The 19,779-nt window shown below is 70.5% G+C and carries 19 protein-coding genes; 11 read left to right on the top strand and 8 right to left on the bottom strand.

Going from position 1 to position 19,779, the window contains the following annotated elements:
• Positions 1 to 6: 6 nt before the first annotated feature.
• Positions 7 to 1,185: a Dabb family protein gene (locus ACTWPP_RS05775; RefSeq protein WP_443103032.1), complete on the top strand. Its 1,179-nt coding sequence runs from the start codon at positions 7 to 9 to the stop codon at positions 1,183 to 1,185.
• Positions 1,149 to 2,405, top strand: a complete 1,257-nt coding sequence (locus ACTWPP_RS05770; RefSeq protein WP_443103031.1) for a hypothetical protein — start codon at positions 1,149 to 1,151, stop codon at positions 2,403 to 2,405. Before ACTWPP_RS05775 ends, ACTWPP_RS05770 begins: the two co-directional genes overlap by 37 nt.
• 75 nt (positions 2,406 to 2,480) lie before the next feature.
• Here the strand turns inward: ACTWPP_RS05770 and ACTWPP_RS05765 are convergent, their stop codons facing one another.
• Positions 2,481 to 3,557 (bottom strand): TauD/TfdA family dioxygenase, encoded by a 1,077-nt coding sequence (locus ACTWPP_RS05765; RefSeq protein WP_443103030.1) that lies wholly within the window; start codon positions 3,555 to 3,557, stop codon positions 2,481 to 2,483.
• Between the two features lie 375 nt (positions 3,558 to 3,932).
• Here ACTWPP_RS05765 and ACTWPP_RS05760 point away from each other — a divergent pair, with 375 nt between their 5' ends.
• The gene (locus ACTWPP_RS05760; protein WP_443103029.1) at positions 3,933 to 4,538 is read left to right on the top strand and encodes a hypothetical protein; all 606 of its coding nucleotides are present in this window, start codon (positions 3,933 to 3,935) and stop codon (positions 4,536 to 4,538) included.
• A gap of 158 nt (positions 4,539 to 4,696) precedes the next feature.
• Here the strand turns inward: ACTWPP_RS05760 and ACTWPP_RS05755 are convergent, their stop codons facing one another.
• Positions 4,697 to 5,614 carry a Rieske 2Fe-2S domain-containing protein gene (locus ACTWPP_RS05755; RefSeq protein ID WP_443103028.1) on the bottom strand — a complete coding sequence of 306 codons (918 nt, stop codon included), beginning with the start codon at positions 5,612 to 5,614 and terminating at the stop codon, positions 4,697 to 4,699.
• Between the two features lie 105 nt (positions 5,615 to 5,719).
• Complete coding sequence (locus ACTWPP_RS05750) at positions 5,720 to 7,954, bottom strand: molybdopterin oxidoreductase family protein (RefSeq protein WP_443103027.1); 2,235 nt, start codon at positions 7,952 to 7,954, stop codon at positions 5,720 to 5,722.
• A 148-nt stretch (positions 7,955 to 8,102) separates the two neighbouring features.
• Here ACTWPP_RS05750 and ACTWPP_RS05745 point away from each other — a divergent pair, with 148 nt between their 5' ends.
• Both ACTWPP_RS05745 and ACTWPP_RS05740 read left to right on the top strand, forming a co-directional pair.
• Positions 8,103 to 8,555 (top strand): NfeD family protein, encoded by a 453-nt coding sequence (locus ACTWPP_RS05745; protein ID WP_443103026.1) that lies wholly within the window; start codon positions 8,103 to 8,105, stop codon positions 8,553 to 8,555.
• A complete protein-coding gene (locus ACTWPP_RS05740) occupies positions 8,552 to 9,556 on the top strand; it encodes an SPFH domain-containing protein (RefSeq protein ID WP_443103025.1) in 1,005 nt (334 codons plus the stop codon). Before ACTWPP_RS05745 ends, ACTWPP_RS05740 begins: the two co-directional genes overlap by 4 nt.
• Here ACTWPP_RS05740 and ACTWPP_RS05735 read toward each other — a convergent pair whose 3' ends face one another.
• On the bottom strand, positions 9,557 to 10,177 hold the full coding sequence (locus ACTWPP_RS05735; RefSeq protein ID WP_443103024.1) for a hypothetical protein: 621 nt from the start codon (positions 10,175 to 10,177) through the stop codon (positions 9,557 to 9,559). It lies immediately after the preceding gene.
• A 31-nt stretch (positions 10,178 to 10,208) separates the two neighbouring features.
• Positions 10,209 to 10,826: a Uma2 family endonuclease gene (locus ACTWPP_RS05730; protein WP_443103023.1), complete on the bottom strand. Its 618-nt coding sequence runs from the start codon at positions 10,824 to 10,826 to the stop codon at positions 10,209 to 10,211.
• Positions 10,827 to 11,196: 370 nt separating this feature from the next.
• Here ACTWPP_RS05730 and ACTWPP_RS05725 point away from each other — a divergent pair, with 370 nt between their 5' ends.
• From ACTWPP_RS05725 to ACTWPP_RS05710, 4 genes are all read left to right on the top strand, one after another.
• The gene (locus ACTWPP_RS05725; protein WP_443103413.1) at positions 11,197 to 12,288 is read left to right on the top strand and encodes a CapA family protein; all 1,092 of its coding nucleotides are present in this window, start codon (positions 11,197 to 11,199) and stop codon (positions 12,286 to 12,288) included.
• A gap of 91 nt (positions 12,289 to 12,379) precedes the next feature.
• Entirely contained in the window at positions 12,380 to 13,138 is a 759-nt protein-coding gene (locus ACTWPP_RS05720) for a MerR family transcriptional regulator (protein ID WP_443103022.1), read from the top strand.
• Complete coding sequence (locus tag ACTWPP_RS05715; protein WP_443103021.1) at positions 13,135 to 13,665, top strand: GyrI-like domain-containing protein; 531 nt, start codon at positions 13,135 to 13,137, stop codon at positions 13,663 to 13,665. The genes ACTWPP_RS05720 and ACTWPP_RS05715 overlap by 4 nt, the downstream gene beginning before the upstream one ends.
• Positions 13,666 to 13,737: 72 nt before the next feature.
• On the top strand, positions 13,738 to 15,546 hold the full coding sequence (locus ACTWPP_RS05710; protein ID WP_443103020.1) for an SDR family oxidoreductase: 1,809 nt from the start codon (positions 13,738 to 13,740) through the stop codon (positions 15,544 to 15,546).
• Positions 15,547 to 15,639: 93 nt separating this feature from the next.
• On the opposite strand, the gene ACTWPP_RS05705 is transcribed toward ACTWPP_RS05710, so the two are convergent.
• The 3 genes from ACTWPP_RS05705 to ACTWPP_RS05695 form a co-directional block, all read right to left on the bottom strand.
• On the bottom strand, positions 15,640 to 16,644 hold the full coding sequence (locus tag ACTWPP_RS05705) for an AraC family transcriptional regulator (RefSeq protein ID WP_443103019.1): 1,005 nt from the start codon (positions 16,642 to 16,644) through the stop codon (positions 15,640 to 15,642).
• Positions 16,641 to 17,747 (bottom strand): LLM class flavin-dependent oxidoreductase, encoded by a 1,107-nt coding sequence (locus ACTWPP_RS05700; RefSeq protein WP_443103017.1) that lies wholly within the window; start codon positions 17,745 to 17,747, stop codon positions 16,641 to 16,643. Before ACTWPP_RS05700 ends, ACTWPP_RS05705 begins: the two co-directional genes overlap by 4 nt.
• A gap of 100 nt (positions 17,748 to 17,847) precedes the next feature.
• Positions 17,848 to 18,075 carry a hypothetical protein gene (locus ACTWPP_RS05695; protein ID WP_443103016.1) on the bottom strand — a complete coding sequence of 76 codons (228 nt, stop codon included), beginning with the start codon at positions 18,073 to 18,075 and terminating at the stop codon, positions 17,848 to 17,850.
• A gap of 521 nt (positions 18,076 to 18,596) precedes the next feature.
• Between ACTWPP_RS05695 and ACTWPP_RS05690 the strand changes: the two genes are divergently transcribed.
• Both ACTWPP_RS05690 and ACTWPP_RS05685 read left to right on the top strand, forming a co-directional pair.
• Positions 18,597 to 18,980, top strand: a complete 384-nt coding sequence (locus ACTWPP_RS05690; RefSeq protein ID WP_443103015.1) for an MmcQ/YjbR family DNA-binding protein — start codon at positions 18,597 to 18,599, stop codon at positions 18,978 to 18,980.
• On the top strand, positions 18,977 to 19,744 hold the full coding sequence (locus ACTWPP_RS05685) for an endonuclease/exonuclease/phosphatase family protein (RefSeq protein WP_443103014.1): 768 nt from the start codon (positions 18,977 to 18,979) through the stop codon (positions 19,742 to 19,744). Before ACTWPP_RS05690 ends, ACTWPP_RS05685 begins: the two co-directional genes overlap by 4 nt.
• Positions 19,745 to 19,779 lie beyond the last annotated feature (35 nt).

The following is a 19,779-nucleotide window of genomic DNA, read 5'->3' as shown; positions in this document are numbered from 1 at the left end:
AAAGCGATGATCCAACACAACCTCGCGTTCCGGTTCCGCGAGGACGCGCCGGCGGAGGCCGTCGAGTCCGTCCTCGCGGAGCTGCGCCAGTTCCCGCAGCGCTACCCGGCCATGCGCGACTTCACGCTCGGCCCCAACATCAGCACCCGGAGCACCAGATACACCCACGCGTTCTCGGTGAAGTTCAACACCGAAGCGGACCTGATGGCGTACCTGGAGAGCGAGTCGCACGAGCGGTTCGTCCGCGAACGCTGGCGCCCGATCATGGACGACCACGTCATCGTCACCTACGAGACCCCCGGTAGGCCCGGCCGGCCGCGCGGCCCGTACGGGATGGAGTACGCCCGCATCGAGGTCCCCGACATGGACCGCACGATCGAGTTCCTCCAGTACCACGTGGGCCTCCAGCTCGAACAGCGCACCGACGGCCACGCCTACCTGCGCGCGGACATCGAGCACCACTCGATCGAGCTGATCAGCGCGCCGGAGCACAAGGCCGGCCGCACCGTCGCCGTCGGCTACAGCGTGGAGAACGACGAGGTTCTCGCCGACCTGCGCAAGCGCGTCGCCGATGCCGGGCACGAGATCCTCGACCTCCAGGACCGGCAGAAGGACCTCTGCGCGGACGGTTTCGCGGTCCGCGACCCCAACGGCCTCATCGTCGAGCTGTTCACCGGCTTCCTGGAGTACGCCGAGCCGCCGGTGACGGACCTGCGGCCGGTCGACCTCGTCCACCCGTTCATCGCGACGACCGAGTACGAGGAGTCGCTGGAGTTCTACACCAAGGTGCTGGGCTTCCAGGCGTCCGACGAGATCGTGGGCTCCACGACGTTCCTGCGCTGCGAGGACCGCTACCACCACAGCCTCGCCCTGCAGAACAACAAGGAGCACTTCGTCGCGCACCTGTGCTTCGCGATGAAGAGCCTCGACCACGTCATGCGGTTCCGCGCCCGCGCGCTGTACAAGGGCGAGCCGATCGCGTCGGACCTGGTGAACCACTCGGCGTCGACGTCCATCGCGTTCTACATGCACGAGCCGCTGCACGGCCCCCGCTACGAGTTGTGCGACGCGCATCGCGTGTTCACGCCGGAGGAGCACGAGACGCACGTCGCCCGCCGGATGCCGCCGGACCCGCGCAACATCGACGTGTGGCGACCGGCCGCCGACGACTGGAGCCGTTTCTGAGTACGGAACCGCAGGACGCGGGCGAGGTCATCGTCCGCGTCCTGGAAGTCCTGGACGGCGTCCCGGCGCCGTACGGCCGTGAGGCCGCCGCCGCCGTGCACCTGGCCTCCTGGTGCACGGCGCGGTGGCCGTGGATCGACTGGACGGTCCACCGGTACGGGGCGGGCGGGGCCAACCTCCAGGCGGGCGACCCGGCCGGGGTGCTGCTCTACTCGCACCTCGACACCTCACTGAGCGGCGACCCGTCCGACGACCGGCCCATCACCGCCCGCGCCGACCCGCCGCCCCGGCTGAAGGTCACGTCCACCCACGTCGAAGGCTTCGGCCTGGGCGTGGCGAGGGCCCCGGCGTCCGCGGCCTTGGCCGGTTTCGTCTCCGCCGCATCTCGCGGCGTCCCCGCACGACTCCTCCTGGCCGGTTCGGGAACGCACCGAAGCACCCTGCACGGCCCAGGCGGCACGCCCCGCTCCACCGGCCTGGACCACTACCTCGCCACCGAGCCCCCGCCGCCGGCCGCCGTAGTCGCCAAAGGCGGCCCGCCCACCATCCTGTGGGAGGAGCCTGGCGCCCTCTACCTGCGCCTGCGCGTACGGGGACGGCACGGCGCCGTCCTGGCCCGCGAGTCGGCCGATCCGCACGGCGGTGTCATCCCCCACGCCGGCTCCGTCATCGAGGCCGTCGAACGCTGGCGCGCGGCCTACGTCGCATCCAGTACAGCCCCCGGCACGCAGGTGGGCCCGGCCGCCGGCATCGGCAACCTCACCGCAGGCCGCCCGGACAAGCCCGACCTCTTCCCGGCCCTGCTGGAGGCCGGGATCTACGTAGTGACCGTCCCCGGAGCCGCCCCGCAGGCCATCGCCGCCGCGCTGCGAACCGAGGTCGAAGCGGCCTGCGCGACCGGCCCCCTCGCCACCTGCGCGGTCGAAGTCGACATCGACGAGATCCACCCCGCCGCCGCGACCTCCGCCGCCGCATCCATCGTCCGCGAGGCCGGAACCGCCTGGCGTGCCGAGTTCGGCGCCGACCCGCCTCCCATCACCGGCTGGACGGGTTCCACGGACGGCGTCGTCCTCAGAGCCCACGGAATCGACACCGTGCGCCTCGGCCCCGCGTCCCGCCCGTCCCCGGGAGACCCCCGGTGCGACCTGCTGGACCTCGCGTCCCTGGCCGCCTACGCCCGCCTCTACGCGCGCCTGGCCGGAACTTCGCGCACTGCCTGACCAGTTCGCCCTGCTCAAAGCGACGGCCCGCGCTCACTTCCCCCCTTCGTGAGCGCGGGCCGCCGGGTCTTCGGGTCACAGGCCCCAGTCGTAGTTGGGGACGACCGCGTCGGCGATCTGGAAGCGTCCGCCGGGCAGCGGCTCGGCCGCCTCGTCACCCGGAGTGTTGATGACGTTCTTGCCGAAGCCGGGGACGAGTGGACGGCCGGCGTCCCGGCGCAGCCACAGGCGCAGCAGGTGGCGCCGCCGCTCGGGCTCGGGGTAGTCGACGTACTCGGTGCGCGAGTGCAGTGCGGCGTAGTTCAGGAGCCACTGGACGTCGCCGGGCTGGAAGTCCATGTCCAGGGGGAGGCCGGGCTCCTGCGCGATCTCGTCGAACAGGTTCAGGACCTCGATCTGCGCCTCGGTCAGCCGCGGCACCTCGGGGTAGTCCTGCGCCGAGAAGATCATCGAGGCGCCGGCGTAGGTGCTGAAGACGCCGTCGACATAGCTGCAGATCGGCGACCGGTAGGTGTCGGCGGGCGCGTCGGGGTCCTGCTTGCGCCAGTCCCAGTGCCACGGCTCGAACAGCAGCGGCGCGAGGTCGGGGCGGCGGCGCAGGATCTCGTTGTAGATCGTGGTGCCGCTGACCAGGCTGCTGGCGCCGCCGGCGCGGGCGCCGCGCAGGCACATCAGGGCGACGACGTCGGAGCTGTCGGAGTGGAACGGCAGCCGGTCGCGGACGCGGGACGGCAGCGCGGACGGGTCTTCGAGGGTCTTGTCCGAGGTGGCGATGACGTGGTCGAGAACGTCGCCGTACTGGTTCTGCGGCATGGGCGAGCCGAGGTGCAGGCCCATCAGGTAGAAGATCGCGCCCGCGACCGCGTCGCCGTACTCCTCGGTGCGGAGCCCGCGGATCAGGACGAACCCGCGGCCGGTGTCCATCTGCTGGGCGCACTCCTCGATGAGGCCGGCGCAGGCGTCCAGCGGGTAGCCGGCGGCGGTGACGGTGCGCAGGTCGGGGGCGTCGGCGACGAAGCGGCGGCCGGCGGCCTCCAGCTCGTCACGCTCGGCGTCGGACAGGTGGTAGATCCACTCGGTGGAGCCGGCCAGCTCGTCGCCGCGCCAGGCGGACGGACCGGAAATCGGGGACAGGTCAACGGTCGTGGACATGATGCCTCGCACTTCAGAAAGGGTGAGCAGGCCGCGGACGCACGCCGCGGCCCGGGATGGGGCTGCGGACGCGTGAGTTAGAAGGGCGTCTGCGGAAGGCCCGCCGCCGTGCCGGGACGCATGCCGGTACGCGGCGGACGCACGCGCAGCGGCTCAGAGTAGGCGCGCACGGCCGGTCCAAGGCCGCCCTGCGAGGCTGCTCGGATCATTGGCGTGCTCCCGACTGTGGAGGATCTACCGCAAACCGTAAGTCAGACCCTCTGATCCCGTCAAGCGAGATGCCGTCTCGTATAGATAGGCCAACCGGCATCTGCGCCACGGTCGGCTTCGCGACCAGAGCCAGTTCGCGCCGGCCCCGGAGCGCGCAAGACGCGAATGTCGCCCGCATCCGCTACTATCGAATGTATGTTCAAGTGGGTTCTGGAGTGGTTCTCACCCGAACGGATCGATGCGCTGATCGGCTTGGAGGGCGACCTGGGCCGACCGAATCTTCGACGCAAGGCGGACGTGCCGATGACAGCCTCGCCCGACGTCCTCTCGACCTCCATCGACGCGATCAGGAGTTCCCAGGCACGGCAACGCCCCGTCATTATGATCACCTGTGCCGCGGACGGCCGGCCCGGGGTCTGCGTTCCGGACTCGGGGGAGCTGCGCGTGATCGAGGATCGGTGTCTGCGCGTGGCGATATGGCCCGACAACCCCACCGCGATCGACCTGAACCGCGGCGAGCCCGTCCTGCTGATCGTCACCGGTTCACCGGACGTCCATCTCATCCGCGCCACGGCTCGCCGGCTGGTCGACGTCGCCATGGTGTGGGCTCACTACGATCTCACCATCACGTCGGCGCGGATCGCCGACCGCGGCACCGCGCCCTACGTTCAGTCCGCGCAGCTCAGCGGTAATACCGACGTCCGCAACGAGGTCTTGGAGAGCGGTGGCTCCCGGAAGCAGAGAGGTCAGGTGCTCGGGGCTCGGCTCTGATCTGGCTGAGCGCTTCCGTTGTGACCACCCACGGCTGGGAAGGATTCGGCCCTGCCCCCTACGGGTTCGACGCGGCCCCGTCCATACGCCGACACGTTGCCCGTCCCCGGAGCCGGCCGCCTGTGGACGCTGCCGTTCGGTCCCTTGGTTCCGGGGTGTCAGCCGAGGGGGCGGACCTGGACGACTCCGGTTTCGGTTACGCGGGTTTCGAAGGAGGGCTGGCGGCCGGTGGCGGGGCCGTGGACGACGGCCCCGTCGCGGACGCGGAAGGTGCTGCCGTGCCAGGGGCAGATGACGCAGGTCTCGGCGTTGTCGTCGGTGACGATGCGGCCCTGGTGGAGCGGTCCGGCGAGGTGGCTGCAGCGGTCGGTGAGGACATGGATCTCGTCGCCGGTGCGCAGCACGAACAGGCCGATGTAGCCGAGCCGGCGATGCACCGGCCAGCCGTCAGGGAGTTCTTCGGCGCTGCACAGGTCGTGCCAGCCGAGCGTGACGAGATGCACGGTCTGGTCGGCGTGGCTGGCGCCGCCGGCCTGGCGGAAGGCGAGATGGCCGCCCAGGTAGCTGCCCGCCAGGAGGGCGGTGAGGCCCGCGAACCCGAAGGCGCGTCCCGCGGCGTCCCGTCCCTGGTAGCGGGCCACGAAGGACGCCGAGTACAGCGTGCTCGCCGTCGCCATGCCGGCCGCGTGGACGAGCCCGACGCGCTGCTGTTCGCGGTGCATCGCGGACCAGTCGGCGATGCCGGTGAGGACGGTCGGGACCGCCCCGGCGAGCCCGGTGGCCACGAGGGTCTGCGCGGCGCGGCGCCCCCCGGGCATCAGGTCGAGGACGGCGGCGGATATCCAGCAGCCCATGGGCACGTCGGTCAGCGGCGGATGCGCGGGATGCCCGACCGGGACGCCGTGCAGGGCGTCCTTGACCGGCCCGGGACGCAGCGTCCGCCGCACGGCCGTGGACAGGACGCGGATCGTGCGGTCGAGGCCGCGGGCGTGCTCCAGGCTCTCGGTGGCGTCCACGAGCCGCGCCGGCCCCTGCGGCCGGGACATGCGCCGGAAGATGTTCGTCCTGCGGTCCATGCCCCTCCTCCGCGGCTGCCGAGACGCCTGTTGCGACACTAGTCTTCCGTGTTCTCGTGCGGCCAGTCATTCCTACCTGGAGGGGGAAGGGCCTAAACCACGGGGTCAGCGCGCCACGGGCTCGACGGTCACGGGGACGCCGTTGAACACGGCGTTGCCGGACAGCGGGTCGATCTCCTGTTCGTCGGTGACGGCGTTGATGTTGACGCCCGCGTGCCGGTGGGCGACCTCCGTCCGGGTTCCGGGACGGTCGTGGCCCCAGCCGTGCGGGAGGCTGACGACGCCCGGCATGACGGTGTCGGTGGGTTCGGCGACGGCCTCGACGGCGCCCGTCCGGGAGGCGACGCGGACGCTGTCACCGGCGGCGATGCCGAGCCGGTCCGCGTCGGCGGGATTGAGCTGGAGCGTGCAGGTGTTGGAGCCGCGCACCAGTTCAGGGACGTTGTGCAACCAGCTGTTGTTGGAACGCAGGTGGCGGCGTCCGATGAGCACCATTCCGCCGGACGGCCCCGGGTCGCGCAAGGCGGAGTGGAGGCGGTCGACGTCCGCGGCGAACGTCGACGGGCACAGCTCGACACGGCCCGACGTGGTGCAGAGGACCTCGTCCAGGCGCGGCTCAAGGGCACCGAGGTCGAGGCCGTGGGGGTGCTCGGTGCGGAGCTTGTCCAGCGTGAGGCCGGACGGTTCGGCGCCGAAGCCGTCGCCGTACGGGCCGAGGCGCAGCATCATGTCGAGCCGCCGCTCGGTCGGCGTCCCGCTGTCGAGCAGCTTGCGCAGCTCGCCCGGTTCGCGGCCGTGCACCGGTGAGCCTTCGAGGGCGGTGGCCTTCTTCAGCGTCGAACTGATGATCATCTCGTCGAGGGCGGCCGGGTCGCCGTCCGCCCCGGACGCGATCATGGCGAGCCGCGCGAGCAGGTCGGACTCGCTCGGCCGCCCGTCCGGCAGCGGCACGACCGGCGGCGAGTAGCGCGAGTAGTTGCGGACGGCGAGCCCGGTCAGCGCGATGTCGTAGTGCGGTGTCTGCGCGGGACGCGGCGGCGGCAGCACCACGTGCGCGTGCCGGGTCGTCTCGTTCAGGTACGGGTCGACGCTCACCATGAACTCCAGGCCGGCGAGCGCGCGGTCGAGCCGGGCGGCGTTCGGCGCCGACAGCGCCGGGTTCCCGCCGATCGTGATCAGCGCCTTGACCTGCCCCTCGCCGGGTGTCTCGATCTCGTCGACGAGCGTCGCGACCGGCAGTTCCCCGTTCACCTCGGGCAGTTCGCGGACACGGCTGCGCCACCGCCCGGTCGTGAACGGCTTCTTGCGGCGGTACGCGGGCGTGTGCGCGGGCCGGGGGAACATCGCGCCGCCGGGGCGGTCGAGGTTCCCCGTGAGGACGTTGAGGACGTCCACGAGCCAGCTGTTGAGCGTCCCGTACGCCTGGGTGCAGGTGCCGATGCGTCCGTAGACGGCGGCGCGTCCGGCGGCGGCGAGCTCGCGGGCCGTCCGCCGGATCGTGTCGGCGGCGATGCCCGTGACCTCCGCGACGCGCTCGGGAGCGAAGTCCACGGCGAGGGCGCGCAGGTCGTCGAGGCCGTTGACGCGCCCGTCCAGGTGCTCGGCGGACACGGCCAGATCCTCGGCGAACAGGGTGTGGACGAGCGCCATGAGGAGGAACGCGTCCGTTCCCGGACGGATGAAGAGGTGCTCGTCGGCGAGGGCGGCCGTCCGCGTGCGGCGCGGATCGACGACGGTGATCTTCCCTCCGCGTGCGCGGATCGCCTTGAGCCGGCCGGGGAAATCGGGTGCGGAGCACAGGCTCCCGTTCGACTCCAGGGGATTGGCGCCGAGCATGAGCAGATGGTCGGTGCGGTCGAGGTCGGGCACGGGAATGGCCAGCGGGTCGCCGAACATGTGCCCGCATGCGACGTGCTTCGGCATCTGGTCGGCGGTGCTGGCCGTGTACAGGTTGCGGGTGCCGATCGCCTTCACGATCGCGCCGGCGTAGAGCGGGCCCGCGACCGAGTGGGCCGTCGGGTTGCCGATGTAGACGGCGACCGCGTCACGCCCGTGCCGCGCGATGACGTCGGAAAGCCCCTGCCGGACGGTCTCGAACGCCTCGTCCCACCGGGCCACGGCGTGCTCGTCGCCGTCCCGGACGAGCGGCTCCGCCAGCCGGTCCGGGTCACCGTCGAGGCTGCCGAGCGTCGCGCCCTTGGGGCAGATGAACCCCATGCTGAACGGGTCCTTCTCGTCGCCGCGGACACGTGTCACCGCCCCGGCGTCGTCCAGGGTCAGTTCGAGGCCGCACAGGGCTTCGCAGAGGGGACAGGTGCGGAACGCCGTGCGGTCGCCCATAGGGACTCTCCTTGAGAACGGGACCGTGTCCATGATGGCCGGTTCCATCAGGGGGCGCCATCATCGGGTGGCGGCCAGGCATGGCCGGGACCCCGATTCCGGAGTTACCTTGACAAAGAGGACATTCGGCAGCCGGTAGGGAACTGCTATGGAGCCATGGGTCGCCTGGTTGCTGGTCGCCGCGCTGCTCGGGATCGCCGAGATGTTCACGCTCACGCTGGCGCTGGGCCTGCTGGCCGCCGCCGCCCTCGTCGCCGGGCTGGCCGGCGCGCTCGGCCTCCCCTTCGCCGCGCAGGTCGCGGTGTTCGCGCTCGGCTCCATCGCCGGCCTGGTCGTCGTGCGCCCGATCGCGCGCCAGCACATCACCCAGCCGCCGCCGCTGCGCTCGGGCACCGCCGCGCTCGTCGGACGCGAGGCGGTCACCCTGACCGAGGTGAACCGCCACGGCGGACGCGCCCGGGTCGGCGGCGAGGAGTGGACGGCCCGCCCCTACGACCCCGACCTCGTCATCCCGGCCGGCGCCATCGCCGACGTCCTCGCCATCGAGGGGGCCACCGCCCTCCTGTACTGGGTCTCGTCCTCGGATGAGGAGCAGCCATGACCGACATCGCCATCACCGTCCTCATCGCCCTGATCGCCGGGGTCGCCCTCCTCGCCACCGCGGTGATGCGGGCGGTGTGGATCATCCCGCAGGCGCGTGCCCGCAACGTGGAACGCCTCGGCCGCTACCACCGCACGCTCGAACCGGGCATCAGCTTCGTCATCCCGTTCGTCGACCGCGTCAAACCCAGCCTCGACCTCCGCGAGCAGGTCGTGTCGTTCAAGAAGCAGTCGGTCATCACCGAGGACAACGTCGTCGTCCACATCGACACCGTGCTGTTCTTCCAGATCACCGATCCCCGCGCCGCCGACTACGAGATCGTCGACTACATCAAGGCGATCGAGCAGCTCACCGCGACGACGCTGCGCAACGTCATCGGCACCCTGGACCTGGAGGCCACCCTGACGTCCCGCGATCGGATCAACACGGCGCTGCGCGGCGTGCTGGACGACGCGTCCGGCAAGTGGGGCATCCGCGTCACCCGCGTGGAGATCAAGTCGATCGACCCGCCGCCGTCCATCAAGGAGGCGATGGAGAAGCAGATGCGCGCCGAGCGGGAGAAGCGCGCCGCGATCCTGACCGCCGAGGGCGCCCGCGCGTCCAAGATCCTCACCGCGGAGGGCGAGCAGCAGTCGACGATCCTTCGCGCCGAAGGCGCCAGGCAGGCCGCCATTCTGGAGGCCGAGGGGCAGTCGGTCGCCATCGAACGGGTCTTCAACACCATCCACGAGGCCGACCCCGACCCGAAACTCCTCGCCTACCAATACCTGCAGACGCTGCCGAAACTGGCCGAAGGCCAGGGCAGCACCTTCTGGGTCATCCCCAGCGAGGTCACGACCGCCCTCCAGGCCGTCTCGCAGGCGTTCGGCGGTTCCCTGGACGACGCCACGTCCGCCCTCCAGAAAGCCGCACGCCGACCCGCCGACGAACCACAGGAACTCGACCAGGGAGACGGCCCCTACGAACTGACCCACGGCAACCGGCAGAAGGCCGAACGCTGATCAGCCGAGGAACGGCGCCGCCGCCTTGAAATCGGGATGCACCTCGATGGTCGGGGCGAGCGCCCCCAGAATGCGCCGCACCCGCGACAGCGGATGCTGCGGGAAATGCGGATCCCACCCCGGATCGTCCGACCAGTTCCGCGGCAGGCCGCCCTGTACCTCCGGCGCGTAGGGGTGCTGCGCCCACGAGCGCATCATCTCCTGCACGTCCCGCCCCTGCCCGTACTCCGACATGAACCGGTCGAGCGCCACGCTGTCGCGCGTACCGGTGACGCCCTCCTCCAGACACTGGACCTTCAGCACGAGGCTCCGGTCCGCGCGCGGCACCGTGAACGACCCGAGATAGCCCACGCCGCTCGGACGATCCGGCAACGGCAGCTTGACGATCTGCCGCACCGCGGGAAGCCCGTCCAGCGTGACCACGTCCAACTCGACCACCCCGCCGCCGCCCGCCGCCGTGTGCGCCACCGTCCGGGCACGCAGCAGGTCGAGATCCTCCAGCGGCGCGGGCAGATCCGGGGCGATGTCGAACCCGTAGATGGCCAGCCCGTCCCCGTCCGCGTTACGGAAGGCCCCGGGCTGCGTCTGCTCCCACCCGGTCACATCGAAGCGCAACGACATAGCGCCGCACCCTAACGCGAACTACGCCACGTCAGACGCTTTCCAAATCAGAGAACGCCACGCTCAATTTCATGCCTTCCGGAAGCTCGGTATCGAGCACACCGTAATGAACGGTCGCCAGTTGGTAGTTCCGACCGCTCCAGTCGAGCCGGTACTCCTCCACGGAGTGGATCGCGTCGTCGGCATCGAGAACGACGATCAGGTACATGGGGATGCGCTGACCCGCGTACTCCGCCTTCTTGTCCTGGAAGTCACGCTGTTTGCTGTCGGAGCCCGCGATCTCCACGGCTGTGAAGACGTTCGCACTCGTCAGCCTGGCGTTGCCTTCAAGGCAGTACAGGACGCTGATGTCGGGGCGGCGCATGGTGAACCATCGCCCCTTGTCCTTGGCATGCGCATTCTGTTCGACGTAGTACATGCCAGTATTCGGCAGCACGTCGACGCAGGGACCATTACTCGGTCGGACGTCCCCCAACGCACGGGTGAGGTTCCTCAGTACGCGCTGGTGCCTGGGTGACGGTGATGCGCAGAAGACGACGGTGCCATCCACCACCTCGATGGACTTGCACACCTCTTCCGGCAGAGCCTCGTACTCCTCCACGGTGATGAGGAGGCTGGAGGGGTCTGTCGCCCACGCGGGGAGCGGCATGCTCGTGCTCCTGGTATCGGTTCCGTACGTGGCCAGAGCCTATACGCACGAAGACAGGCGCAGGCAGGTCGGTGATGTGGGAAGCGGCCGGGCGGGGGAGGCCGCCCGGCCGCTTCGGGGCGCGTCCGCAGGAACACGCCCGGGATGAGGGGCGGCCCCGAGGCCCGGACCGTCCCTCCGGAGAGGGTTGAGCAACCGTCCACGCCGAGGCCCTTGGCGACGCGGTCACGCGGCTCAACCTATCCCCGTAAAAACGAGCGGTTCAAGAGACTGAATCTCGCATCTTTGTTGGGTGTTCGGTGCGCATGGCATGCTTGGCGTCCGATCGAGGAGGTCCATGGGGGCCGGGGGCGGAGGTGAGGCGATGAGCATGCGTCGGAACAGGGTCGCGGCTGCGGCCGTGGCAGGGACGATGACGCTGACGGCCGCGGCGTGCGGCAGTTCGGGCGACTCCGAGGCGAAGGGCGCCACATCCCCGCCCGCACCGTCCGGCGAACCCTCGGGCGGGACGCAGCCGACCCAGCCGGCCAAGGAGCCGATCCTCCTGGCGTTCGGCGGCGACACGCACTTCGAGGGCGTCCTGCGCTCCCGCCTCAACAATCCCTCCACAGCGTTCGGGCCGGTCGCGAAGCAACTGCGCGCCGCCGACCTCGCGATGGTCAACCTGGAGACCGCCATCACGACGGGCGGCACGCCCGCGCCAGGCAAGCAGTTCACCTTCCGCGCACCGGCGACGGTGTTCAAGGCGCTGAAGGCCGCCGGTGTGGACGTCACGTCCATGGCCAACAACCACGGCATGGACTACATGGAGGGCGGGCTACGCGACTCCCTCGCCGCCATCAAGCGCGCCAAGTTCCCGACCGTCGGCATCGGCAAGGACGCCGACGCCGCCTACCGTCCCTACCGCGTCACCGTGAAGGGCAACAAGCTCGCCATCGTGGGGGCCACGCAGGTACTGGACAACAACCTGATCCAGGCGTGGACGGCCACCGACACCCAGGGCGGGCTCGCGTCCGCCAAGAACGTCCCGCGGATGGTCCAGGCGGTGAAGGAGGCGAGCCAGGGCTCCGACGTCGTCATCGTCCACCTGCACTGGGGAGCGGAACTGCAGGCCTGCCCGCTTCCGCGCCAGAAGGAACTCGCCGAGAAACTCATCGCGGCAGGTGCGGACGTCCTCGTCGGCGGTCACGCGCACATCCCGCTTGGCGGCGGCTACCAGGACGGCGCGTACGTGCACTACGGCATGGGGAACTTCGTGTTCTACTCCGCCAACGGCAAGACGGCGGAGTCCGGTGTGCTGTTCCTGCGCGTGGAGAACGGCAAGGTCACCAAGGACAAGTGGGCCCCCGCCCGGATCTCCGGCGGCATCCCGATCCCGCTGAAGGGCGCCCAGGCGAAGGCCGCCGTCAAACGGTGGAACGGCCTGCGTGACTGCACCGGGCTCCAGGCACGCCCGTCCTGACGGCGTCTGGTGCCCGAGACCGTCTGGTGCTTGAGGTCGTCCGTCGCCTGAGCTGGACTCTCCCACTATGGGAGACGCCAGGGTGGGGTCCGTGAGCAAGGATCTCCTGCCGATCGGACGCTTCGCCCGGCTGTGCCGGCTGAGCGTCAAGCAGCTGCGGCACTACGACGACCTCGGGCTCCTCGCCCCGGCGTGGACGGACCCGGCGTCCGGCTACCGGTACTACCGGCCCGGCCAGGCCCGCGACGCGCTGATGATCGGCCTGCTGCGGGCGATGGACGTGCCGCTGCCGGTCGTGGCGCGCGTCCTCTCCGGAAACGAGGGCGACGAGCTGAAGGCGGCCCGGGACCGGATCGAGGCCGATGTCGCCCGCCGGCAGCGCGGCCTGCGTCTCCTGGACCGCGTCCTCGCCGACGGGCTGCCGCAGAGCGCGGTGTCGATCGTCCGGGAACCGGCGCGGCGGGTGTTCGCCGCGCGTGAGCCCGCGACACCGGTAACGATTCCCGACGCGACCGCGGCGTGCGTGGCCCGGCTGCTGCCCCTGATGTCACCGGACGGCGTGCTGGTCGGGCTGTTCCCGCTGGACATGGAGGAGGAGTTCGACGTCCGCGTGGTCGTCCAGGCGGCGGACGGCGACGACCTCCTGCCCGGTGGTTCGTTCGCCTCGGCCGTCCATACCGGCCCGTACGAGGAGATTCCGCTCACGGTCCATGGCGTGCTCGCGTGGTTCGGCGACTACGGGCACACGCCCGCCGGGCCCGTCCGCGAGGTGTACCTCAACGACCCCGCGACCACGCCGCCCGAGCACCTGGAGACCCGGGTGCTGATTCGAGTGGAGGATGACCAATGAGCTGGTATGAGGCGGCGGACGAACCGGAGCTCGTGGAGCACGGGGCGGTGTCGGGGCTGGCCGTTACCGGCCGCGGTGAGCCGGGCGGCACCGCCTACGGCGAGAGCGTGGGGGCGCTGTACGCGGTCATGGGCGCGCTCGGTGCGCCGATGGTGCCCTTGGAAGGACGCTGGTGGGTCGAGGACGAGCGCTCGCCGTTCGACGTGCCGCGCGACCAGTGGTGGTGGCATCTGTTCCTGCGCCTCCCGGACGACGCCGCGTCGGTCGACCGGGCCTGCGAAGAGGTGCGGCCCGGGGTGCCCGCGGCCTGCCGCGTCCAGCACGTCACGTTCACCGACGGCCGATGCGTCCAGGTCCTCCACCGCGGCGCCTACTCGGACGAGCCCGCGTCGCTCGCCCGCATGGCCGCGCTGATGGAGGCCGAGGGCGTTGTGCGGAACGGCCTGCATCACGAGATCTACCTGTCCGACCCAAGTGAGACCGACCCGGAGAAGATGCGCACGATCCTCCGCCAGCCCGTCCGGTAGGCGGGCAGGCGCTACCGGCGGCCCTCCGCAGGACGTAGTTTCACGGGAAACGCTTCTGAGGACGGGCGGGCGATGCTCATGCGAGACCAGCGGGTGAGGTCGGACGAGATCGAGCTGGCCGTGCGGGTGCGCGGCGAGGACCACCGGCCCACGGTGGTCCTCGTCCACGGCTACCCCGACACGAGCGCCATGTGGGACGAGGTGGCCGAGCGGCTCGCCGAACGGTTCCGCGTCGTCGCCTACGACGTGCGGGGCGCCGGCGCGTCCAGCAGCCCGTCCGACCCGCTCGACTACCGGCTGGACGCGCTCATGGGCGACCTCGAAGCCGTCCTGGACGGTGTCGGCGCCGACGAGCCCGCCCACCTGGTGGGGCACGACTGGGGCTCGGTGCAGGGCTGGGAGGCCGTCATCGGGGACCGGCTACGGGGCCGTATCGCCTCGTTCACGTCGATTTCCGGACCGGACCGGCGGCACATGGCGCGCTGGGCCCGGCAGGCCGTCCGGTCCGGGCCGCGCGGGGTGGCGGAAGTCCTCGGGCAGGCGCGGCGGAGCGTCTACATGCCGGTGCTGATGGCGCCGAAGGTGGGGGAGGCCGCGGCCCGCGTCCTGTCCGCTGGGTTCCCGCGCGTGATGGCGCCGCGGGAGGGTGCCGAGCCCCGGTCCGGTCACCCGGCGGACACGCTGGCGACGGACGCCCGCAACGGGCTCGGCCTGTACCGCGCCAACATGGGCCGCCGCACCGCCCGGTCCGGCGGCCATGCGGACCGGGCCGACGAGGGGCGGACGGACGTGCCCGTCCAGCTCATCGTCCCGATCAAGGACAAGTACGGGTCCCAACCGCTGCTGCTGTCCGCGCGCGGACCGGTGTCACGCCTGTACGTGCGGCGCGTACCGGCCGGGCACTGGGTCGCGCGCAGCCACCCGGACCTCATTGCCCGCTGGGTCACCGAGTTCGTCGAGCACATCGACGGCGGGCCAGAGGCACCGGCGCTCGCCCACGCGCGCGCGGCGGGAGAGCCCGGCAAGGACTTCGGCGGCGATCTCGTCGTCGTCACCGGGGCGGGCAGCGGCATCGGCCGCGCCACCGTCCGCGCCTTCGCCGACGCAGGGGCCCGCGTGGTCGTCGCGGACATCGACGAAGGCGCCGCCAAGCGCACCGCGGACGAGATAGCCGCAGCCGGAGGCGAAGCCCACGCCTACAGGGTCGACGTCGCCGGCGCCGACGCGATGGAACGGTTCGCCGACGACGTCCGTGACTCCTTCGGCGTCCCGGACGTCGTCGTCAACAACGCGGGCATCGCCCTGGCCGGATCGCTCCTCGACACCCCGGAAGAGGACTGGGCGCGCATCCGCGCCATCAACGTGGACGGCATGTACCGGGGCTGCCGCCTGTTCGGGCGGCAGATGGTCGAGCGCGGCGAGGGCGGCCACATCGTCAACATCTCGTCCATGGCGGCGTACCTGCCCAGCCCCGAACTCCCCGCCTACGGCGCCACCAAGGCCGCGGTGCTCCAGATGACCGAATGCTTCCGTCTCGACATGGACCGCTACGGCATCGGAGTCTCCGCCGTCTGCCCCGGAGCGATCGACACGCCCATGACAGGCCGGACCCGCTTCGTCGGCCTGCCGCCCAGCGTGGACGGCGAACTGCGCGAGCGGATGGGCCGCGCTGTAGAGCGGCGTGCCTTCCCGCCGGAGAAGGTCGCACGGGCCGTCCTGCGCGCCGTCCGGCAGGACACACCGGTCGCGCTCGTCACCGCCGAAGCCCGCCTCGGCCGCGCGCTCTCCCGCGTGTCGCCCACCGCGAACCGGGCGCTCGCCCGAATCGGCCGCCGCGCAGGAGACCGCATCCGGACGAACGTGGAACGCCTACACGACTGACATCCGCACGGCCGACACGTGCACGGTCGACACCCGGACGGCTGACACCTGCGCGGCCGAACCAACCGGACGGGCGGCGTCGGCGCGGGGGCATCAGAGGGTGCCCACGCCTCGCTTGAGGGTCTGGGTGGGGGTCTCCCCGAAACGCTGCCGGTAGTGGGCGGCGAAACGGCTCATGTGGAGGTATCCGGCGGCCCCGGCGACGTCCGTGACCGTGCGCGGGCCGGGGCGGGCCTCGACGAGCGCGGTGCGGGCATGGTCGAGCCGTACCCCGCGCAGGAGCTGCGTGGGCGTCACGCCCCACTGGTCCTGGCAGATGGCCTGGAGTTGCCGGACACCGATCCCCACGGCCGAGGCGATGTCGGCGACGCCGATCGGGCGATGGTGATGGGCCTCGACCCACTCGCGGATCGTCCCCGCGAGATGGTGCGGGACGCGGGCGGGCGTCTCCGCGAGGCTCTCGGTGGCGGTGTGCGGAAGCCCCAGGAGGATGGCGGTGAGCAGCGACTCCTCCAGGCTCCGCGCCGCCAGCGGATGCAGGCCGCCCCGCGCCGTCGCGTGGTCGAGCACGCCGCAGACGTGCCGCCAGGTGCGTTCGACGATCGAGGACGGTGTGATGGCCGGCCCGTCCACGCTGTGGAAACGCAGCGGCGGGCTGTGCTCCCGCCCCAGATGGCCGGCGAGATGGTCGGCGAGGCGTCCGGTGCTCGTGGCGATGACGAGGCAACCCAGCGTCGGGTGCGGCGTCATCCGCATCGCCTCGTCGTGGGACAGGACGAGGCTGCCGCCCGCCGTGTCCCGGTTGTGGGTGGACCGGTACTCGACGCCCATCGGCGCGATCGGCGCGCACATGGCGAAGTGTCCTTCGGTCGGAGGCGTGTCCACGATGACCCCACCGCCCCCGTAGCGCACCCAGACGAGATTGACCGAGCCGACACCGACGGCGTTGACGAGACCGTCCAGCGGAGCATCCGGCTCACGGGCGTGGAGGTCGTGCCCGACGGCGAACGGCTCGACCGTGTCGTGCAGGACATCGATGTCCTGGCTGACGACCCGCTGGTAGGCCGACAGGGGCGGCGAGGTCTCGGGAGAAGTCATGTTCGTGGTGGTGGGGCCGTTTCGTGACGGTCGGCGGACAGAACACCCCGGGCCCGCAGCCGCGGCATGACCTCGGCGGCGAAGTAGCCCAGCTCATCAGCGTAATTGAGGAACGACAGAGCGATACCGTCGAATCCCGCACTGGCGAACGCCGCGAGACCGTCCGCGACGTCGTCGGGGTCGCCGACCAGGGGGCAGCTTCCGTGGCCGGCCGCGAACCTGTCCCGGTAGACCTGCAGCATCTCGGGCGTGAACGACTGCGCGTGCAGACCCTGCAACCGCATCACCTCGTCGACGGCGGGCCAGTCGGCCTGCTCGTCGGCGTAGTAGCGCAGGAAGTCCTCCGCCTCGGTTCTCGTCGGCCGGCACACGACGTGGCCGAGCGTGAAGACCCCGACCGTCCGGCCATGGGACGCGGCCTCCGCGCGGATGGCCTTCACGATCTCCGCCCCGTCCTCGGGGCCCCCGACGACGGTGAACGCACGGTCGGCGTTGCGGGCGGCGAACGAACGTCCCTGCGCGGACGACCCGGCGTTGATCACCGGAAGGCTGTGCCCGTTGTACGGCTTGGGCCTCCCCACGACATGCTTGAGCTGGAAGAACTGCCCCTCATGGTCGAACGGCTCGTCGGTCGACCAGATGCGCTTGACGACGTCCCACCATTCCTGCGCGAGCGCGTAACGCGTGTCATGGTCGTTGGGCAGGGTGAGCCCGAACATCTCGTATTCGGGGGCGTGCCAGCCCGCGACGATGTTGAGCCCGATCCGTCCCTTGCTGAGATGGTCGGCGGTCGCGAGCTGCTTGGCCGCGACGACCGGGTGATGGAAAGCGGTGTGGACGGTGCTGAACACGCGGATCCGGCTGGTGGCGGCGAGGAGACCGGACGCCCACACGAGCGGGTCGAGGGCGCTTCTGTGAAAGTCGGTGTCGGGCCCCCAGTCCGTCCACCGCGCGACGGGCAGCAGGAAGTCGATGCCCGCCTCATCCGCGAGACGCCCGAGACGGAGATTGTTGTCCCAGGTGGCGTGCCATCTTTCCGGGGCGGTCGTGATCGCGAGTCCCGACTCGGTGTTGGGTGAGAACAAGCCCAGCTGGAATCCCATGCCGACCCCTTTTCCGTCCGTCCGCGTTCGGCATTGCCCGCCCAGTATGGGAAGCCGCCGGGCGGCGGGCAATGTCCGGATGCAGCCACGCTGCGTAATGTCATACCGGGATCGTGCCGAGAGGGAGCCGGTCGAAAGGCCTCACCTTGCCGTTCGCCTCATTTGCGAGGCGGTCCTCCGTCATCGCGTAGACGACCACCTGCGCGGGCTGCCGCCGCTCCTCCTTGGCCCAGCGCGCCAATTTCTGGACGACCTCGGCGAGATGAGCTCCGCAGGAATCCCCGGCACGCGGCCGATCGTCCGTGACGCCGCCGGTCTCAAGTCGCACATGAAAGCACGACAAACGACCACAGTGTGACATCGAGCAGGGTTGCTTGCCGTTGAGGGGAAGACGTGCGGGGTGCATCAAGTGGCACTTTCGGCGTCGCGGAGAGCGGAAATGCTGCCTCGGAGGTAGGAAATCAGTACCCCTGCGGACAGTAGAGCCGCAGGGATATGCCTCCGTGGCAACGGCTGGGCGTGAAGCATCAATGATGCCTTAGGTCACCGCATGCTTCAACGCGAACGAGATAGTCCACCGCGCCGATGGGCTAGTCCTGAATGCGTGCTATCTACTGATTAATACAGACATGATGGCCGGTGGTGTCGAGACATGACGAGCGCCGGCGGTGTCGAGCCACGTCACGATCGTCCCGCCGGATCGGCGTGACCGGACGGGGAGAGGATCGACATCGACGCCCCCGCCGAGCAATCGGCCCACCGCCGACGTGGAAGGGCTCACAGGCGCCGAAGCATCACCGGGGAACAGGCCATGCGGCATCACCGAACCCTCCCCGTAGAGTGACGTGCATGGCCACGTGGGACGACGTGCGACGAATCGCGCTGGCACTTCCGGAGACGGACGAGATCGACCGGCGAGGCGACCTCGCATGGCGCGTCCGGGCCAAGGCGTTCACGTGGGAACGCCCCCTGAGAAAATCCGACCTGGCCGCCTTGGGCGACAGCGCACCGGACGGCCCGATCCTCGCCGCACGCGTCCCCGACCTGGGCGCCAAAGAGGCCCTGCTCACAGACGACCCGGACGTGTATTTCACGACCCCGCACTTCGACGGTCTCCCGGCCGTCCTCGTCCGCCTGGAGAGAATGGAACCTCCGGAACTGGAGGAACTCCTCATCGAAGCATGGCTGGACCGCGCCCCGAAGCGCCTCGCCACGGAGTATCTCAAGTCATGAAGGCCCGAGTCCTCACGTTCAACACCCTGTTCCGAGGCCGTTCCCGAGCCCGCCTGGGCGCGTTGGCCCAGCTCATGGAGCAATCGGACTACGACGTCGTCTGCCTTCAAGAGGTCATATCGCCGCGGAATCTGGCCCACCTCCGGCACGCCGCGAGATCGTACCCGCACACCGCTCACGCGGCGACTTTCCCGGTCGTGCGCGGCGGCCTGGTCACCCTCTCCCGCTGGCCGATCACCCGCCGCTACTTCCAGCCGTTCACACCCACCCGCCCGGCCCGCCTCGAATGGCTGCTGCGCAAGGGCGCCCTGTTCACACGCGTCCATCTCCCTGACGGCTTCCTGACGGTCGTGAACACGCACCTCTCCGCGAACATGGACATGCACTGGGCCCCGTCCAACGCGTACACCAAGGCCGAGGAATCCGAACTGCGCGAACTGGCCGCCCTCATCGGCAGGATCGACCCGGCGGAACCCATGGTGGTCATGGGCGACTTCAACGTCCCCCGCGACTACTCCCTCTTCAAGGACTTCGCGTCCACCACCGGCCTTCAGGACGCCCTGGCCGACGACACGGAACCGACTTACCGCCCCGAGTACGCGGACATCAAGCCAATAGACCAGATCCTCACCCGGCAGGGCATGGACGCAACCCCGCGCCTGGTCTTCAAGGAGAAGATCCGCCTGCCCGACGGCCGCACGACGGTCTTGTCCGACCACTACGGCATAGACGCGACCCTCACCGCCCGCCGGCCGCCGCCCTAATACGCTCGAACTTCACCGACCTGGTGAAGCGCGGC

It is taken from the genome of Actinomadura sp. 3N407 (assembly GCF_052245875.1).
In the GTDB taxonomy this organism is placed as follows: Bacteria; Actinomycetota; Actinomycetes; order Streptosporangiales; family Streptosporangiaceae; genus Spirillospora.
Note: the sequence above shows the minus strand (reverse complement) of the source record. Positions and strands in the feature narration are given on the sequence as shown.

What these genes read in the sequence shown, in the direction of transcription:
- ACTWPP_RS05775 (WP_443103032.1), top strand. Translation starts at nt 7, where the DNA reads ATGATCCAACACAACCTCGCGTTCCGGTTCCGCGAGGACGCGCCGGCG.
- ACTWPP_RS05765 (WP_443103030.1), bottom strand. Translation starts at nt 3,557, where the DNA reads ATGTCCACGACCGTTGACCTGTCCCCGATTTCCGGTCCGTCCGCCTGG.
- ACTWPP_RS05760 (WP_443103029.1), top strand. Translation starts at nt 3,933, where the DNA reads ATGTCGCCCGCATCCGCTACTATCGAATGTATGTTCAAGTGGGTTCTG.
- ACTWPP_RS05755 (WP_443103028.1), bottom strand. Translation starts at nt 5,614, where the DNA reads ATGGACCGCAGGACGAACATCTTCCGGCGCATGTCCCGGCCGCAGGGG.
- ACTWPP_RS05750 (WP_443103027.1), bottom strand. Translation starts at nt 7,954, where the DNA reads ATGGGCGACCGCACGGCGTTCCGCACCTGTCCCCTCTGCGAAGCCCTG.
- ACTWPP_RS05745 (WP_443103026.1), top strand. Translation starts at nt 8,103, where the DNA reads ATGGAGCCATGGGTCGCCTGGTTGCTGGTCGCCGCGCTGCTCGGGATC.
- ACTWPP_RS05740 (WP_443103025.1), top strand. Translation starts at nt 8,552, where the DNA reads ATGACCGACATCGCCATCACCGTCCTCATCGCCCTGATCGCCGGGGTC.
- ACTWPP_RS05735 (WP_443103024.1), bottom strand. Translation starts at nt 10,177, where the DNA reads ATGTCGTTGCGCTTCGATGTGACCGGGTGGGAGCAGACGCAGCCCGGG.
- ACTWPP_RS05730 (WP_443103023.1), bottom strand. Translation starts at nt 10,826, where the DNA reads ATGCCGCTCCCCGCGTGGGCGACAGACCCCTCCAGCCTCCTCATCACC.
- ACTWPP_RS05725 (WP_443103413.1), top strand. Translation starts at nt 11,197, where the DNA reads ATGCGTCGGAACAGGGTCGCGGCTGCGGCCGTGGCAGGGACGATGACG.
- ACTWPP_RS05715 (WP_443103021.1), top strand. Translation starts at nt 13,135, where the DNA reads ATGAGCTGGTATGAGGCGGCGGACGAACCGGAGCTCGTGGAGCACGGG.
- ACTWPP_RS05710 (WP_443103020.1), top strand. Translation starts at nt 13,738, where the DNA reads ATGCTCATGCGAGACCAGCGGGTGAGGTCGGACGAGATCGAGCTGGCC.
- ACTWPP_RS05705 (WP_443103019.1), bottom strand. Translation starts at nt 16,644, where the DNA reads ATGACTTCTCCCGAGACCTCGCCGCCCCTGTCGGCCTACCAGCGGGTC.
- ACTWPP_RS05700 (WP_443103017.1), bottom strand. Translation starts at nt 17,747, where the DNA reads ATGGGATTCCAGCTGGGCTTGTTCTCACCCAACACCGAGTCGGGACTC.
- ACTWPP_RS05690 (WP_443103015.1), top strand. Translation starts at nt 18,597, where the DNA reads ATGGCCACGTGGGACGACGTGCGACGAATCGCGCTGGCACTTCCGGAG.
- ACTWPP_RS05685 (WP_443103014.1), top strand. Translation starts at nt 18,977, where the DNA reads ATGAAGGCCCGAGTCCTCACGTTCAACACCCTGTTCCGAGGCCGTTCC.